Below are 14,897 nucleotides of genomic sequence, written 5' to 3'. Positions count from 1 at the left end.
GGTTTTCCACAGGTTATCCACAGGCCTTTCGGCCTCGATTGGCGCAGGGGGTCACTTGCTCACACTGCCTGTGAATATCCACTCTCACCTGCGGAAACAGTGACCGGTCAGAGAGGACGGCCAAGATCACCGGGTCCGGAGTGCCCTGCGGGAACGGCAGTTATCCACAGGCCCTGTGGAAAGTGTTGGGGCGCTGTGGAATCTCAGGCGGGAGAGATGACGAAGCCGACACCCGCATGACGCTGGTGGTATCGGCCCGGTAAGATCGCGTGGCTGTCCATTGGCAGGCTGCTAGCCTGGTTGATGGCCACCATGCTTCAGCGAAGCGCGCTTCAGCGAAGCGAAGCTTCGAAGCTGTAAAACACGATCAAAGAACCGGAGAATCAGCCGTGAGCAAGCGTACCTTCCAGCCGAACAACCGCCGGCGTGCCAAGACGCACGGTTTCCGGCTGCGCATGCGCACCCGCGCCGGCCGCGCCATCGTCGCGGCCCGTCGTCGCCAGGGTCGCGCCAAGCTGACGGCGTAGTCGGCCTCGCGGGAGACATAGTGCTTCCGGCGGAGTCGCGAATCAGACGCGGGGCGGATTTCGCCAACGTGATGAAGACCGGACGACGAGCCAGGCGTGGTGCCGTGGTGGTGCACCTGGCAACGCGTGACGATGAGACGGCCCGCGGTGCGCGGGCCGGTTTCATTGTGAGCAAGGCCGTCGGTCCCGCGGTGACCCGCAACAAAGTCAAACGGAGACTGCGCCACCTGGCCGCCCCCCGGCTGGCCGGGTGGCCCAACGGGACCGATGTGGTGGTGCGGGCCCTGCCCGCCGCCGCCACCATCTCTTTTCAGCGACTGTCCCGGGACGTCGATGAGGCCCTGGCCATCCTGAGCCGGAGCCGACGATGCTGAACAACCTCGCGGCCCGAACGCTGTCTTGGCCGATCATGGCGTACCGTCGGTGGATCAGTCCGACACTGCCTGCCCGGTGCCGGTTCTACCCGTCGTGTAGCGCTTATGCCCTCGAAGCGGTGCGGGTTCACGGCGCTGTGCGAGGCGGGTGGTTGAGTTTGAAAAGATTGGGACGGTGCCAGCCATTCCACTCCGGTGGCTTTGATCCGGTACCCGGTACCGACCGAGACGAGAGTACACAGATGACAGAAACAGGCGGATTCGGCTAGTGTTCACGTTTCATCCTCTTTATATCGGGATTTCCTGGGTGCTGTTGCGGTGGCACGATCTGTGGGATCTCATCCTCGGTGCCGACCCCGTACCGGGAGCGCTGAACACCAGCTGGCAGTGGATCCTGGCCATCGTCTTCCTCGTGGTCACGATCCGCATCGTCCTGTTCCCGCTCTTCGTCAAGCAGATCAAGTCGCAACGCGCGATGCAGCGGCTGCAGCCGAAGATGAAGGAACTGCAGCAGCGCTACAAGGGTGACCGCGAGACGCTCCAAAAAGAGATGATGGAGCTGTACCGCACCGAGAAGGCCAACCCGCTGATGGGCTGCCTGCCGATGCTGTTGCAGGCGCCGGTCTTCATCGCCCTGCTGTGGGTGCTGCGTCGTATCGACCCCGACAAGTACTCCAACTACGCCAAGACGCTGTACACCTGGACCGAGGCCCAGTGGGACAGCGCCATCAACGCCAAACTGTTCGGCGCTCCGATCTGGGCCACCTTCCTCACCACCCAGAAGGACCTGAAATGTAGCGAGCACTACGACAGCTGCACCACGGCGGCGACGCTCAACGTGCAGCTGGTCTCGGGAATCCTGATCGCGCTGATGATCGTCACCACGTACCTGACCACGCGGCAGATGATCCTCAAGACCGGCTGGAACGCCGACCCGCAGCAGCGGATGATCCAGAAGCTGATGCTGTACGGCATCCCGGTCATGCTGCTGTTCTCCGGCGGCATCTTCCCGATCGGTGTGGTCCTGTACTGGGTCGTCAACAACGCCTTCTCGCTGGGACAGCAGATCTGGGTGCTGCGCAAGTACCCGCCGCCGAAGACCGACACCTCCCCGAAGGCGGACATCAAGGCGAAGCCCGGCAGCAAGAAGTACGAGGAACAGCTGCGGGAGAAGCGCGATCGCGCCAAGGCGATGGCTCCGAAGGTGGGCGCCAAGCCCAAGGACCCGAAGAAGGCCACGAGCAACGCGGCCGAGGAGCTGAAACGGAAACAGGAACAAGCGAAGGCCAAAGCAGCGCAGGGTCCCAGGCCTGGCGCGAAACCAACGAAGAGAAAGAAGGGGGGTGCCACGCGTGGCGCCAATAAGTGAAGCGGAAACCTCAGCAGCCCCACAAGCGGATGAGAACGACACCGTGAACACCGATGATCTGTTTGCCGAGAGTGAGATCGCGGCTGACTACCTCGAGGGTTTTCTTGACATAATCGACAGTGACGGGGACATTGACGAGCTGACTCGCGGCGATCGGCCGGTGGTGGAGATCGTCGGCAAGGGTCTGGGCAAGCTCATTGGGCAGAACGGCGCGACCCTGGAAGCGCTGCAGGAGCTGGCCCGGCTGGCCGTCTACCGCAAGACCGGCGAGCACTCGCGGCTGATGTTGGATGTGGGTGGTTACCGGGCGAACCGGCGCAAGGAGCTCACCGAGCTGGCCGAGAAGACGGTGCAGAAGGTGCTGGACTCCGGTCGGATGGTGCGGCTCGAGGCGATGAGCGCGTTCGAACGCAAATGCGTTCACGATGTGATCAACGCGACCGAGGGCGTGGAAAGCGAGTCCGAGGGAAGCGAACCCAATCGGCGGATCGTGGTGCGGCCGGTAGCTTCATGAGTATTGCCCCATGAACGATGTTTCACGTGAAACGGCGGCGGTCGACAAGGCCACCGCCGTTTTTTCGACCCGTATGCCACTGGCGGAGAAGTACGCCGAACTGCTCGCCGACGACGGCGTCACCCGGGGACTGATCGGTCCGCGCGAGGTGCCGCGACTGTGGGAGCGGCATCTGCTCAACTGCGCGGTGCTGGGCGAGCTGATCGAGCCGGAGGCGGACGTGCTCGACATCGGCTCCGGTGCCGGGCTGCCCGGACTGGTGCTGGCGATCGTCCGGCCCGATGTGGTGGTGACCCTGGTGGAGCCGATGGCACGCCGGACCGAGTTCCTGACCGAGGCGACCGAAGCCCTCGGGCTCGACAACGTCGAGGTGTTGCGAGCCAGGGCCGAGGAGGTGAAGCCACGCGGCAGGGCCGACGTGGTGACCTCCCGGGCGGTGGCGCCGCTGGGGAAGCTGTCCCACTGGTGTCTGCCGCTGGCGCGGCCGGGTGGACAGGTGCTGGCGATCAAGGGCGCCTCGGCCGCCGACGAGATCGTCAAGTACGCCAAGGACCTGAAGAAGCGGGGAGCCGAGAACCCCGAGGTGGTTCGGTGCGGGACCGAACTGCTCGACACGCCGACGACCGTGGTCAGGATGTTCCGGCGCAACTGATCGGGTCACAATTTTCGATGTTTCACGTGAAACGGCGGGACGGGACGCGACAAGTCGATCGATGGGCCGTAGTCTTGCGGGGTGCGTGATGACTGGGATGAAACTGAGACGAGCCGGGAACGGATCCGGGAGGTCCTGGACTCTGCGACGAATCCCGAATTAACAGCTCGGGCAAGAGAATCAGGACACATGGCAACGCGCGGAGAACAGAAGATGCGACCTGATCAGACTGTGGGCGGCCCGAGTGCCGACGAGCAGGCCGAGGAAACCCAGTGGCCCTCGCCGTGGGACGACGACCTGCCACTGGCACGGGAGGCCCAACGCGCCGTCCGGGTGCTCAACCCCGGCGGCGACGGCCAGCTGCCCCGACCCACCCGGCGCCGGGTGCTGGGCATCGCGAACCAGAAGGGCGGCGTCGGCAAGACGACCACCGCCGTGAACCTCGGTGTCGCCCTGGCCCTGCACGGCAACCGCGTGATGGTGATCGACCTCGACCCGCAGGGGAACGCGTCCACCGGTCTGGGTGTCGAGCACGGCGCGGGTACGCCGAGCATCTACGAGGCACTGATCGAGGGCACCCCGCTGGGCGAGGTGACCCAGGCCGTCGAGGGCATCCCGAACCTCGTGTGCGCCCCCGCGACCATCGACCTGGCCGGTGCCGAGGTCGAACTGGTCTCGGTCGTGGCCCGCGAGGCGCGGTTGAAGAAGGCGCTCGCCGGATACACCCACGACATCGACTACGTGCTGATCGACTGCCCGCCCTCGCTGGGTCTGCTGACGGTCAACGCGCTCGTGGCCGCCGAGGAAGTCCTGATCCCGATCCAGTGCGAGTACTACGCGCTGGAGGGGCTGGGTCAGCTGCTGCGCAACATCGAACTGGTGAAGGTGCACCTGAATCCGACCCTGGACGTCTCGACGATCCTGCTGACGATGTACGACAAGCGGACCAAGCTCGCCGATCAGGTGGAGCAGGAGGTGCGCGGCCACTTCGGGGACACCGTGCTCAAATCGGTGGTGCCCCGCAGCGTCCGGGTCTCGGAGGCTCCCGGCTATGGCCAGTCGGTGATGACCTACGACCCCGGTTCCCGGGGAGCCTCCAGCTACTTTGAAGCAGCCGAGGAAATCGCCGTGCGCGGCGCAGCCATGGGGACGAAGTAATGCGTAAGAAGGGCGGGCTCGGCAAGGGCCTGGCGGCACTGATCCCCTCGGAGAAGCAGGAGGCACCGGCGGAGGAGACCGCGACCGTTTCACGTGAAACGGCACCCGTCGCCGAGACGGTTCCGGAGCCGCGCGCGGGAGACGCCGCCGCGGCGACGGCGGAGCCGACCGCGCCGCCGTCCGATGTTTCACGTGAAACGGCCGACGCGACCGATCCGGATCTGGTGCCGGTTCCCGGCGCCGTCTACCGCTTGGTGCCGCTCGCCGAGATCGACACCAACCCGAAACAGCCCCGGCAGGTCTTCGACGAAGAGGGCATCGAGGAACTCAAGGTCTCGCTGTCGGAAGTCGGACTGCTGCAGCCCATCGCGGTGCGGGAGACCGGCGACGGCTACGAACTCATCGTCGGTGAGCGTCGAACCCGCGCCGCCCGCGAACTCGGCTGGGAGACCATCCCCGCGATCGTGCGGGAGACCCGCGACGAGGATCTGCTGCGCGACGCGCTGCTGGAGAACATCCACCGGGTTCAGCTCAACCCGCTCGAAGAGGGCGCGGCCTACCAACAGCTGCTCGACGAGTTCGGTGTCACCCAGGAGGAGCTGTCGAAGCGGATCGGCCGCAGCCGTCCGCAGATCTCCAACACCATCCGGCTGCTGAGCCTGCCGCCCGCGGTACAGCGTCGGGTCGCCGCCGGCGTCCTGTCGGCCGGGCACGCCCGCGCGATCCTGACCCTGCCGACCGACGAGAAGCGGGAGGCGCTCGCCACCCGGATCGTCGCCGAGGGGATGTCGGTGCGCGCCACCGAGGAAGCCGTCTCGATGGAACTGGCGAAGCTCGATCCCGAGGAGCCCGCCGATGTTTCACGTGAAACCAAGCCGAAGCGCAACGGCGCCCTGCGCGCCCCCGGCATCGCCGACCTCACCGACCGGTTGTCGGATCACTTCGACACCAAGGTGAAGGTCTCGCTGGGACAGCGCAAGGGCCGGATCGTCATCGAGTTCGGCAGCGTCGGCGACCTGGAGCGGATCACCTCGTCCATGGGGCTGGAGACCAAGCGCGCCGAACCCGGCGTGTGACCTGTACCGAAGTTTGAGAAAAGCCGTGGTCAACGCCTCACCGATGAGGCAGGGTTGACCGCGTGCATGCGTTGACCGTTACCGGATCCGAGCCACCCGAAACCATAGACGTGGTCATCGATCCGCCCGTCACCTCCGGCCTGGTGGACGAGCTCACCGGCCTGTGGACCAAGGTCACCAACTCCGGTGGCTCGGTGGGCTTCGTGGCCCCGGTAACCGATGAACAGGTGCGACCGCACACGGTCGCCGTCCTTTCCCGCGTCATTGACGGCAGCGACACTCTTGTCGCCCTGAGGAAAGGAGAGCTCATTGTCGCGTGGTGTGTCCTGACCGCCAACGACAGTCCGCCGCGACAGGGCTGGCGAAACGTACGGCACGTCCAGGTCGATCCGGACCACCAGGGCGGCGGCATCGGCGGACGGCTGTTGCAGGCCTGCGAGGCGGTGGCCCGCGGCGTGCTCGGTCTGGAGGCGCTGAGCCTCAAGGTGCGCACCGGCACCGGCGCGGCCGAGTTCTACCAACGGCACGGCTACGTCGAGGTCGGCCGGTTGCCGCGCGCCGTCAAGATCTCCGATGACGACTACCGCGACGACATCATCATGTGGCGGCGGCTGCGCTGACGGCCGCTTCGCGGTGGCCGATTCCGCTCGCGATGTTTCACGTGAAACGTCGCCGGGCTTCGGCTGCCGCGCCCCACATCCCACCTTCGACTGTCCACGTGAAACGGTGCTGATACGAGCGCCGGTTATGCGGTAACTTCTACGTGTGGCAGGTAACCCTCGTTCCCCCAAGCTTCCCGATTTCGTCTCCTGGCCCGCCTTCCCGTTTGAGGGCGACTTCCGTCTCAAACCGGTGGCCGACCCCGCCGACACCGAACCGCCCCGGCGCGGTGAGGAGCCCGGCGACTGCGCGTCCTGTGCCTCCGGTGACGACGCCTATCTGTGGACCAACGAACGCTGGCGCGTCAAGTCGCCGCCGAAACCCTCCGGACTCCCGGTGGTCGTGATCCTGGAGACCCGGGCGCATCTCGACCTCGGCGACCTGTCGACGATGCACTCCGCCGAACTGGGCGTGTTGACCGTCCGGTTGGAACGCGCCATCCGTTCGCTGGATTCGGTTGCGCGCGTTCACGTCTGCCGCTGGGGCGACGGCTCGGCGCACCTACAGCTGTGGTTCCTGGCCCGGCCCAAGGGGCACCTGCAACTGCGCGGCCCGTTCATGACGATGTGGGACGACATCCTGCCGCCCACCGACGAGCAGCAGTGGCGCGAGGACCTGTCCTACATCGCCGCGTGGCTCAACGACACTGACTGAGTTCGACTCCCCGTACGACGAAAGCCGAAGTGGTAACCCACTTCGGCTAAGTATTTTGGTGGCCAGGACCGGGGTCGAACCGGTGACCTTCCGCTTTTCAGGCGGACGCTCGTACCAACTGAGCTACCTGGCCCTAGATGAAACCTTGGCAAAGGAATCGGCCCTTGGATCAAGGGCCCATTCATATGTCGTTCTCGTGCGGAAGGAGGGAGTTGAACCCTCACGCCCTTTCGGGCACACGGACCTGAACCGTGCGCGTCTGCCATTCCGCCACTTCCGCGAGTGGTCACGACCAGAACTGGTGTTCTGTCCGTGTGGCTGCTCCTCAATCGGAGCGAACGAAACATTAGCACAGCCCCAGAAGGGGTCTCCACCGGCTTTCCCATCGGCCGAAAGCGGTGTCATTAACAACGTACTGCCCGATGGCAGGGCTTGCCGTGACCCTCTAGGCTTGCCGTGTTCCGATGACGCTGTTTCGGCCGCGTCAGGCTAACACGTGGGGCCCCCAGCGGTCCCCACGGCGTTAGTGTGGCCCGATACCATCGTTGTTCTGAACGCATATGCCACAGTGGTGTTGAATGGCGATGGGCAAGGAGGAAACTGGTGACTGTGCTGGGACGCTTTGAGAAGCGCTTGGAGGGCCTGTTCGAGGGCGCCTTCGCAAAGATATTCAAGGGTGTCGTACACCCGGTGGAGATCGCGGGCGCGATGCAGCGGGAGGCCGAGTCGCACAAGGCAATCCTGGCCGGTGGACGCATCCTGGTTCCCAACCGCTATGTCATTGACCTGTCGCCCCCCGACCACGACCGTTTGGCTCCCTACGCCGCCGCGCTGGCCCAGGAGCTGGCCCAGTCGCAGGCTGAACACATTGGTGAGCACGGTTGGACCGTCTATGGCGATGTGATTGTTGAGATTGAGCGCGGAGAGGGTCTTGACACCGGCATGTTCCGGGTCATCGCCGAGGTTGCCGCGCAACAGGACCAGCACGCCCCCGGTCCGGACCCGGCATACGGTCCGCCGGCTGGTGGTTACGATCAGGCCGGTCCGGGCCAACCCGCTCCTCCTACGGGTCCCCGCCTGGTCTCCGGTGACGGCCGCCAGTACGCGATCACCATGGGCTCCACCACCATCGGCCGCGGCGAGCAGGCCCAGATCCGGCTCCCCGACGTCGGCATCTCCCGGGTGCACGTCCGCATCGACTTCGACGGCGGCCAGGTGCTGGTCACCGACCTGGGTTCGACGAACGGCACCCTGGTCAACGGCCAGCGGATATCCACCGTCGCGCTGCAGCCTGGCGACATGATTCAGTTGGGCACCACTTCCCTGACCCTGCAGGCGAACTAAATCCGCTTGAATGGCCGGGCCGCCCGCCCGCCGTCGCGTGATTGAGAGGACAGTACGTGCCTGAACTTGTATTCACCATCGCCAGGTTCGGCCTGCTGTTTTTGCTGTGGCTGTTCGTCTTCGTCGTCGCCCGCACCATCCGGCGTGACGTGTTCGCGGGTACCGCTGCCCGGACGCCGGCGCGGGTTCCGGGGCGGGGTAACGCTTCGCGGCGCGGTGGCGGCATCACCTCCGGTCCCCGGCCGCCGCGGCAGCTGGTGGTGACCGAGGGAGAACTCGCCGGAACCCAGCTTCCGCTGGGCAACGCGCCCATCCGGATCGGCCGCGCGCCAGACTCTACATTGGTCATAACCGACGACTACGCCTCCGGTCGGCACGCGCAACTGGTGCCCCGCGGCGATCAGTGGCTTGTGGAGGATCTCGGCTCCACGAACGGTACCTATCTGGGGCGCGCTAAGGTCTCGGGACCAACCCCCATCCCCGCCGGAGTACCGATCCGGATTGGCCGAACCAGTATTGAGCTTCGCCCATGACATTGACTTTGCGCTATGCCGCCATCTCCGATCGCGGGCTGATCCGAAGCGGCAACCAGGATTCCGTGTACGCCGGACCCCGTCTCATCGCGGTGGCCGACGGCATGGGAGGAATGGCCGCCGGTGACCTCGCCAGCAACATCGTCATCGGGGTGCTGGCCGCACTCGACGAGGACGTGCCGCGCGGCGAACTGACCGCCGCCCTGGCCGACTCGGTGGAGGAGGCCAACTCCCGGCTGCGGGAAACCGTCGAGGAACACCCGCACATGGAGGGCATGGGCACCACCCTGACCGCCTTCCTGTTCTCCGGCAGCAGCCTCGGCATGGTCCACATCGGTGACTCCCGGGCCTACCGGCTGAGGCAGGGCCGACTGACCCAGGTCACCAAGGACGACACCTACGTCCAGATGCTCGTCGACGAGGGACAGCTGTCCGCCGACGAGGCCGAGACCCACCCGCAGCGGTCGCTGCTGTTGCGGGCCCTGGGCTCCAACGAGGTGGAGCCGACCTTCGCGACCCTGGAGGCGGTGGCGGGCGACCGGTACCTGCTGTGCAGCGACGGTCTGTCCGGTGTGGTCAGTGACGACACCATCGAGGAGACGCTGCGCACCATCGCCGATCCGCACGAGGCCACCGACCGGCTGGTGCAGCTGGCGTTGCGCGGCGGCGGACCGGACAACGTCACCGTCCTGGTCGCCGATCTGGTCGAGGGCGGTGTCGAGGAGTCCGAGCCGATCGTGGCCGGAGCCGCCGCTGCCGACCGGGGTGCCTCCTCGGCCGACCCGTCGACGGCCGCGGCCCGCGCCTCGGCGGCCACCACCGCCCCCGAACCCGAGCCGCCCGCCGAGGAGCTGTACGAACCGGCACCGTCGGCGGCCCAGACCAAGCAGATGAAGCGGCACCGTCGCCGCCGGGTCAAGTGGTACGTCCTGGCCACCGTCCTGTTGCTGGGCATCGTGTTCAGCGGCGGCTACCTGGTGATCCAGGGACAGTACTATGTGGGCGTCAACGACGAGAAGCACGTGGCCGTGTTCCGGGGCATCAACACCGAGCTGTTCGGTGTCCCCATGTCCTCGGAGGAGTACGACAGCGACGTCTCGGTCAAGGACCTGACCCCCGACGCGCGCGACCGGGTCGAGAGCGGAATCCAGGCCAGCAGCCGGGACCGGGCCATCTCCATCATGGAGGGCATCACCACCGGCGAGTCGAACCTGTTGGAGCCGTGCCCGTCGCCGTCACCGTCGCCGTCCGAGACCTCCAAGAGCCCCGACAAATCCAAGAGCCCCAGCCCGTCGGAATCCGACAAGGAATCCAGTCCGTCCGAAACCCCGTCACAGGGCCCGAGCAGTAGCTTGGAACCGGGTGTCGACTGTCGGCCAACCGATTGAGCAGAGGGAGTATGAGTACCGCGAGCCCCGCCCGGGTGCCAACCCGCCGGAACACCGAACTGGCCTTGCTGCTGGTGGCGGTGCTGGTGCTCTTCGTCTTCGAGATCGCCGTCGAGATGAAGCTCACCGGTGGCATCCAGACCACCGCCTACACCCTGGTCGGAACGATCGCGGCCATGTTCGTCGTGGCCCATCTGCTGGTGCGGGTGTTCGCGCCCTACGCCGACCCGGTGATCCTGCCCGCGGGCGGACTGCTGACCGGTATCGGCATCATCTTCATCCGGCGGCTGGACCTCAGCTCGTTCAAGTTCGTCGACGGCATCAAGAAGTTCACCTACGAGGACGACGCCGAACGGGCCGCGGTGGGGATCTTCTCCGGCGACGGCGGCAAACAGCTGATGTTCCTCGTCATCTCGGTGGTCATCTTCGCCGGGGTGCTGTGGCTGATCCGCGACCACCGCAACCTGGCCCGGTACCCGTTCATCCTGGGCCTCATGGGTCTGGTCGCCCTGGCCTCGCCGATCACCCCGGTCATCGGCACCGAGATCAACAACTCCCGGCTGTGGCTCAACCTCGGTTTCACCGTCATCCAGCCCGCCGAGTTCGCCAAACTGCTGCTGCTCATCTTCTTCGCCTATTACCTGGTGCGCAAGCGCGAGGTGCTGTCGCTGGCCAGCAAGAAGTTCCTGGGGCTGCCGTTCCCGCGGCTGAAGGACATGGTGCCGATCCTGGTCGTGTGGCTCGCCGCGCTGCTGGTGATGGTCGGGCTCAAGGACCTCGGCACCTCGCTGCTGCTGTTCGGGCTGTTCGTCGCGTTGCTGTACATCGCCACCGAACGGACCAGCTGGGTCCTCATCGGTCTGTTGATGTTCGCCGGTGCCGTCGCGCTGGCCTACCCGATGCTGTCCACCTTCCAGGCTCGTGTCGACATCTGGCTGGACCCGTTCAAGGACGCCAACGGCACCGGACGACAGCTGGTGCAGTCGCTCATCGGCCTGGGCTCCGGCGGCATGTTCGGCAGCGGACCCGGTGCCGGGCAACCGCAGGAGACGAACCCGGCCGCCGACAGCGACTTCATCTTCGCCGGACTCGGCGAGGAACTGGGCCTGTTCGGTCTGGTCTCGATCCTGATGCTGTACCTGGTTCTGGTCACCCGGGGCATGCGCGCCGGTCTCGGCGTCCGCGACTCCTTCGGGAAGCTGTTCGTCGGCGGACTGTCGTTCGCGCTCGGCTACCAGGTGTTCGTGGTCCTCGGCGGTGTCACCAAGCTGATCCCGCTGACCGGTCAGACCGCCCCGTACCTGGCTTCGGGTGGTTCCTCGCTCATCGCCAACTGGATCCTGCTGGCGCTGCTGGTCCGGGTCTCCGACGCCGCGCGCCGCCCGCGAAGCGCCCCGGTCGGCCCGATCAAGATCGCGCCGCCGCCCCCGCCGCCCGAGCCCGTCGACAATTCGCCGACCCAGATCGTCACGATGCAGCAGCGGCCCTCGGAGGAAGAGGTGTCGCCGAGCACGCTCGACGATTTCGGCGCCGACGAGACCCAGCCGCATCCGTCGCCACCGTCGGCGTCCCCTCCGACCTCCCCTGAGGTGAAGCCGTGAATGCACCGATCCGCAAGGTCACGATCGTCGTCATCGTGCTGTTCTCGTTGCTGTTCCTGAACCTCAACTGGGTTCAGTTCGTCCAGCACCAGACCTACACCGACAGTGCCTACAACACCAGGACCACTGTGGAGGAGTACTCGCGGCAGCGCGGTTCGATCCTCGCGGGCAGCGAGACGCTGGCCAAGAGCACCGAGACCAAGGGAAAGCTGAAGTACCAGCGCGAGTACCCCGAGGGTGAGCCGTACGCGCACCTGGTCGGTTACAAGTCGCTGTACAACGGTTCCAAGGGTCTGGAGCGGTACCAGGACGACATCCTGTCGGGCGACGACCCGAGTCTGTTCGTGGACCGGCTCAGCGAGACCTTCACCGGTGAGCAGGTGCCGGGCGGCAACGTCGTCACCAGTCTCAACCCGAAACTGCAGAAGCAGGCCTGGGAAGCGTTGCAGGGCTTCGACAACCCGGGCGCCGCCGTGGCCGTCGACCCGAAGACCGGCCAGATCCTGGCGCAGGTGTCGACGCCGTCCTACGACGACAACCCGATGGCCAGCCACGACACCGTCGAGGCCAGTGAGGCGATCGAGGCGGAGAACGCCAAGACCCCGGATCCGATGCTGGACCGCAGCACCCAGGACTTCTACCCGCCGGGTTCGGTCATGAAGATCATCACCGCGGCCACGGCGCTGGAGGCCGGTATCACCCCGGACACCAAGCTGAAGTCCGGCAGCACGTACAAGCCGCCGCAGACCGACCAGGTGGTGAAGAACGCGGCCAACCAGTGCTCCGAGACCGAGACGCTGCGGTCGGCCTTCGCGAAGTCGTGCAACACCACCTTCGCGCGGCTGTGCGTGGAGAACTTCGAGGGCAAGGTCGACAACGGCGCCGAGTCCTTCGTCGAGATGGCCGAGACCTTCGGTTTCGGCAACGACGAGTACGCCACCCCGCTGCCGGTGATCGCCAGTCAGGTCGACACCGAGGAGCAGTCGGTGATCGAGTCGCCGGCGTTCCTGGCGCAGGCGTGCTTCGGGCAGAACAACGTGCGCGCCACCCCGATGATGATGGCGCTGTCCGCTTCCATCGTCGCCAACGGCGGCGACCAGATGGCGCCCAACCTGATCAAGGAACTGCAGGCTCCCGACAAGACCACGCTCAAGGGCATGGAGACCGACACCATGACCAGCATCGACTCCGGGGTCGCCGAGGACCTCAAGAGCCTGATGGAAAGCGTCGTCGAAGACCCGCAGGGCACCGGAGGCAACGCCAAGGTCCCGGGCGCGACCGTCGGGGGCAAGACCGGTACCGCCGAGAACGGCGACGGCAACCCCGAACACGGTTGGTTCGCGGGCTTCGCGATGGACGACAATGGGGAACCGAAGATCGCGGTGTCGGTGTTCCTGTCCCAGGCCGGGGATGGTGGCAGTGGAGAGGCCACCCGCATCGCCGGCGAGCTGATGAAGACGGCACTGGGTAAGTGACGGCGACGAGCGGCAGGCACCATGGAAGACGAGACGTGATGGCCCCACAAGACAAGGAAACGACGCGATGATGACTCCGGGCATGAAGCTCGGCGGCCGCTACCGGCTGGACGAGCGCATCGCCACCGGTGGCATGGGCGACGTGTGGCGTGCCACCGACGAGGTGCTGGGCCGGGAGGTCGCCGCCAAGGTGCTGCTGCCCTCGCTGCTGAACGAGCCGGGCTTTATCGAGCGGTTCCGGGGCGAGGCGCGCGTTGTGGCCACCCTGACCCACCCCAACATCGTCCGGGTCTACGACTACGGCGAGTCGCCGTTGCAGGGCGGCGGCCAGGTCGCGTATCTGGTGATGGAGTTCGTCTCCGGGGAGTCGCTGACCGCGCGGTTGCAGCGCGAGGGTCGGCTGAGTGCCGAGCAGGCGCTGCCGATCGTCGCGCAGGCCGCCGAGGCGCTGGACGCCGCGCACCAGGCCGGGGTCGTGCACCGTGACGTCAAACCGGGCAACCTGTTGTTGCAGCCCAACGGAACCGTGATGCTGACCGACTTCGGCATCGCCCGTTCGGCGCTGACCGGGGGCCTGACCCAGGCGGGTTCGGTGCTGGGCACCGCCGCGTACATCTCTCCCGAGCAGGCCTCCGGAAACCCGGTGACGGGTCAGTCCGATGTGTACTCGCTCGGTATCGTCGCCTACCAGTGCCTCGCCGGGCGCCGTCCCTTCGACAGCGACAACCCGGTGGAACTGGCGATGCGGCACATGAACGACGAACCGCCGCCGCTGCCGGACGACGTCCCCGAGACCGCGCGGGCCTTCGTGGCCTCGGCGCTGGCCAAGGACCCGGCGCAGCGGTTCGCCACCGGTGAGGCGATGGCGCAGGCGGCCCGGGTGGCCGTCGGTCTGGCTCCGGGCTCGCCCGTGACGCCGACCTCGCCCGCCCCCGCCGTCACCGACACCTCGATGACGGTTCCGGCCCCGGCACAGCAGCCGATGGCGCCCCGCGGTTCGGCCACGCCGCCGCCGGGACGCGGCCTCGACGTGGACCCGACCTCGCTCAACCCGGAGGTGAGTCCGCACACCCCGGCCCCGGCGCAGCGCCGCAACAAGATGCTGCTGATGGTCGCCGGCGCCACCCTGCTGGTGGTGGTGCTGGTCGCGACCGTGTGGGCGATCGCCGCCGGAACCGGTGGCGAAGACCAGGCCGGAGACGACGGCAAGGACAAGACCTCCGAGTCGAAGCAGTCCGACGGGGAAGAGGACGACGGCAAGATCGAGATCAAGACCGAGGACTACCTCAACAAGCCGCCGCAGCAGGTCAAGGCGGCGCTGGAGAAGCTGGGCTTCGAGAAGGTCACGGTCGACGGCATCGGTCTGTACACGTCGGACATCACTCCGGACGGCAAGCAGGACCCGACGACGCCGATCAAGGTCAGCGCCAGCCGTACCCGGGTGGAGGGTGGCGACAACGGATCCCAGACCCCGGGCGACACCGGCGGCCCGAGCCAGTCCGGTGGCGGCACCGGGCCCAGCAAGTCTTGCAAGCCTCCCGGACTCGGCTGCAAGCCCTAGGCCACAATGGA

The 14,897-nt window shown here is 66.5% G+C and carries 16 protein-coding genes and 2 tRNA genes; 16 read left to right on the top strand and 2 right to left on the bottom strand.

Annotation, left to right across the window (positions count from 1 at the left end):
• Positions 1-389 precede the first annotated feature (389 nt).
• The 10 genes from rpmH (at position 390) to SNAS_RS32075 (ending at position 6,984) form a co-directional block, all read left to right on the top strand.
• A complete protein-coding gene (gene rpmH / locus SNAS_RS32115) occupies positions 390-527 on the top strand; it encodes a 50S ribosomal protein L34 (RefSeq protein ID WP_013021673.1) in 138 nt (45 codons plus the stop codon).
• Between the two features lie 20 nt (positions 528-547).
• Positions 548-901 (top strand): ribonuclease P protein component, encoded by a 354-nt coding sequence (gene rnpA / locus SNAS_RS32110; RefSeq protein WP_041625324.1) that lies wholly within the window; start codon positions 548-550, stop codon positions 899-901.
• The gene (gene yidD / locus SNAS_RS34670) at positions 895-1,170 is read left to right on the top strand and encodes a membrane protein insertion efficiency factor YidD (RefSeq protein ID WP_013021671.1); all 276 of its coding nucleotides are present in this window, start codon (positions 895-897) and stop codon (positions 1,168-1,170) included. The genes rnpA and yidD overlap by 7 nt, the downstream gene beginning before the upstream one ends.
• Positions 1,170-2,270 (top strand): membrane protein insertase YidC, encoded by a 1,101-nt coding sequence (gene yidC, locus SNAS_RS32105; protein WP_013021670.1) that lies wholly within the window; start codon positions 1,170-1,172, stop codon positions 2,268-2,270. Before yidD ends, yidC begins: the two co-directional genes overlap by 1 nt.
• Positions 2,263-2,784, top strand: coding sequence for a Jag family protein (locus tag SNAS_RS32100; protein WP_425281063.1), 522 nt, complete (start codon positions 2,263-2,265; stop codon positions 2,782-2,784). Before yidC ends, SNAS_RS32100 begins: the two co-directional genes overlap by 8 nt.
• 10 nt (positions 2,785-2,794) lie before the next feature.
• Complete coding sequence (gene rsmG, locus SNAS_RS32095) at positions 2,795-3,436, top strand: 16S rRNA (guanine(527)-N(7))-methyltransferase RsmG (protein WP_013021668.1); 642 nt, start codon at positions 2,795-2,797, stop codon at positions 3,434-3,436.
• Between the two features lie 189 nt (positions 3,437-3,625).
• Complete coding sequence (locus tag SNAS_RS32090; RefSeq protein WP_144300706.1) at positions 3,626-4,594, top strand: ParA family protein; 969 nt, start codon at positions 3,626-3,628, stop codon at positions 4,592-4,594.
• Positions 4,594-5,670 (top strand): ParB/RepB/Spo0J family partition protein, encoded by a 1,077-nt coding sequence (locus tag SNAS_RS32085; protein ID WP_013021666.1) that lies wholly within the window; start codon positions 4,594-4,596, stop codon positions 5,668-5,670. Before SNAS_RS32090 ends, SNAS_RS32085 begins: the two co-directional genes overlap by 1 nt.
• A gap of 62 nt (positions 5,671-5,732) precedes the next feature.
• Entirely contained in the window at positions 5,733-6,290 is a 558-nt protein-coding gene (locus SNAS_RS32080) for a GNAT family N-acetyltransferase (protein ID WP_013021665.1), read from the top strand.
• A gap of 145 nt (positions 6,291-6,435) precedes the next feature.
• Positions 6,436-6,984: a hypothetical protein gene (locus tag SNAS_RS32075; RefSeq protein ID WP_013021664.1), complete on the top strand. Its 549-nt coding sequence runs from the start codon at positions 6,436-6,438 to the stop codon at positions 6,982-6,984.
• A gap of 56 nt (positions 6,985-7,040) precedes the next feature.
• On the opposite strand, the gene SNAS_RS32070 is transcribed toward SNAS_RS32075, so the two are convergent.
• Together SNAS_RS32070 and SNAS_RS32065 are read right to left on the bottom strand one after the other, a co-directional pair.
• Positions 7,041-7,117: transfer RNA gene (locus SNAS_RS32070), tRNA-Phe, on the bottom strand.
• A gap of 64 nt (positions 7,118-7,181) precedes the next feature.
• Positions 7,182-7,264: transfer RNA gene (locus SNAS_RS32065), tRNA-Leu, on the bottom strand.
• Positions 7,265-7,587: 323 nt separating this feature from the next.
• Between SNAS_RS32065 and SNAS_RS32060 the strand changes: the two genes are divergently transcribed.
• From SNAS_RS32060 to SNAS_RS34845, 6 genes are all read left to right on the top strand, one after another.
• The gene (locus SNAS_RS32060; RefSeq protein WP_013021663.1) at positions 7,588-8,328 is read left to right on the top strand and encodes an FhaA domain-containing protein; all 741 of its coding nucleotides are present in this window, start codon (positions 7,588-7,590) and stop codon (positions 8,326-8,328) included.
• Positions 8,329-8,384: 56 nt separating this feature from the next.
• On the top strand, positions 8,385-8,861 hold the full coding sequence (locus SNAS_RS32055; RefSeq protein ID WP_013021662.1) for an FHA domain-containing protein FhaB/FipA: 477 nt from the start codon (positions 8,385-8,387) through the stop codon (positions 8,859-8,861).
• Positions 8,858-10,249: a PP2C family protein-serine/threonine phosphatase gene (locus tag SNAS_RS32050; protein ID WP_013021661.1), complete on the top strand. Its 1,392-nt coding sequence runs from the start codon at positions 8,858-8,860 to the stop codon at positions 10,247-10,249. The genes SNAS_RS32055 and SNAS_RS32050 overlap by 4 nt, the downstream gene beginning before the upstream one ends.
• 11 nt (positions 10,250-10,260) lie before the next feature.
• The gene (locus SNAS_RS32045) at positions 10,261-11,850 is read left to right on the top strand and encodes an FtsW/RodA/SpoVE family cell cycle protein (RefSeq protein ID WP_013021660.1); all 1,590 of its coding nucleotides are present in this window, start codon (positions 10,261-10,263) and stop codon (positions 11,848-11,850) included.
• A complete protein-coding gene (locus SNAS_RS32040; RefSeq protein ID WP_013021659.1) occupies positions 11,847-13,325 on the top strand; it encodes a peptidoglycan D,D-transpeptidase FtsI family protein in 1,479 nt (492 codons plus the stop codon). Before SNAS_RS32045 ends, SNAS_RS32040 begins: the two co-directional genes overlap by 4 nt.
• Before the next feature lie 67 nt (positions 13,326-13,392).
• On the top strand, positions 13,393-14,886 hold the full coding sequence (locus tag SNAS_RS34845) for a serine/threonine-protein kinase (RefSeq protein WP_013021658.1): 1,494 nt from the start codon (positions 13,393-13,395) through the stop codon (positions 14,884-14,886).
• Positions 14,887-14,897: the final 11 nt, after the last annotated feature.

It is taken from the genome of Stackebrandtia nassauensis DSM 44728, assembly GCF_000024545.1.
In the GTDB taxonomy this organism is placed as follows: domain Bacteria; phylum Actinomycetota; class Actinomycetes; order Mycobacteriales; family Micromonosporaceae; genus Stackebrandtia; species Stackebrandtia nassauensis.
Note: the sequence above shows the minus strand (reverse complement) of the source record. Positions and strands in the feature narration are given on the sequence as shown.

Excerpts from the sequence above, each read along its gene's own strand:
- yidD (WP_013021671.1), top strand. The coding sequence starts at position 895 with ATGCTGAACAACCTCGCGGCCCGAACGCTGTCTTGGCCGATCATGGCG.
- rsmG (WP_013021668.1), top strand. The coding sequence starts at position 2,795 with ATGAACGATGTTTCACGTGAAACGGCGGCGGTCGACAAGGCCACCGCC.
- SNAS_RS32090 (WP_144300706.1), top strand. The coding sequence starts at position 3,626 with ATGGCAACGCGCGGAGAACAGAAGATGCGACCTGATCAGACTGTGGGC.
- SNAS_RS32085 (WP_013021666.1), top strand. The coding sequence starts at position 4,594 with ATGCGTAAGAAGGGCGGGCTCGGCAAGGGCCTGGCGGCACTGATCCCC.
- SNAS_RS32050 (WP_013021661.1), top strand. The coding sequence starts at position 8,858 with ATGACATTGACTTTGCGCTATGCCGCCATCTCCGATCGCGGGCTGATC.
- SNAS_RS32045 (WP_013021660.1), top strand. The coding sequence starts at position 10,261 with ATGAGTACCGCGAGCCCCGCCCGGGTGCCAACCCGCCGGAACACCGAA.
- SNAS_RS34845 (WP_013021658.1), top strand. The coding sequence starts at position 13,393 with ATGATGACTCCGGGCATGAAGCTCGGCGGCCGCTACCGGCTGGACGAG.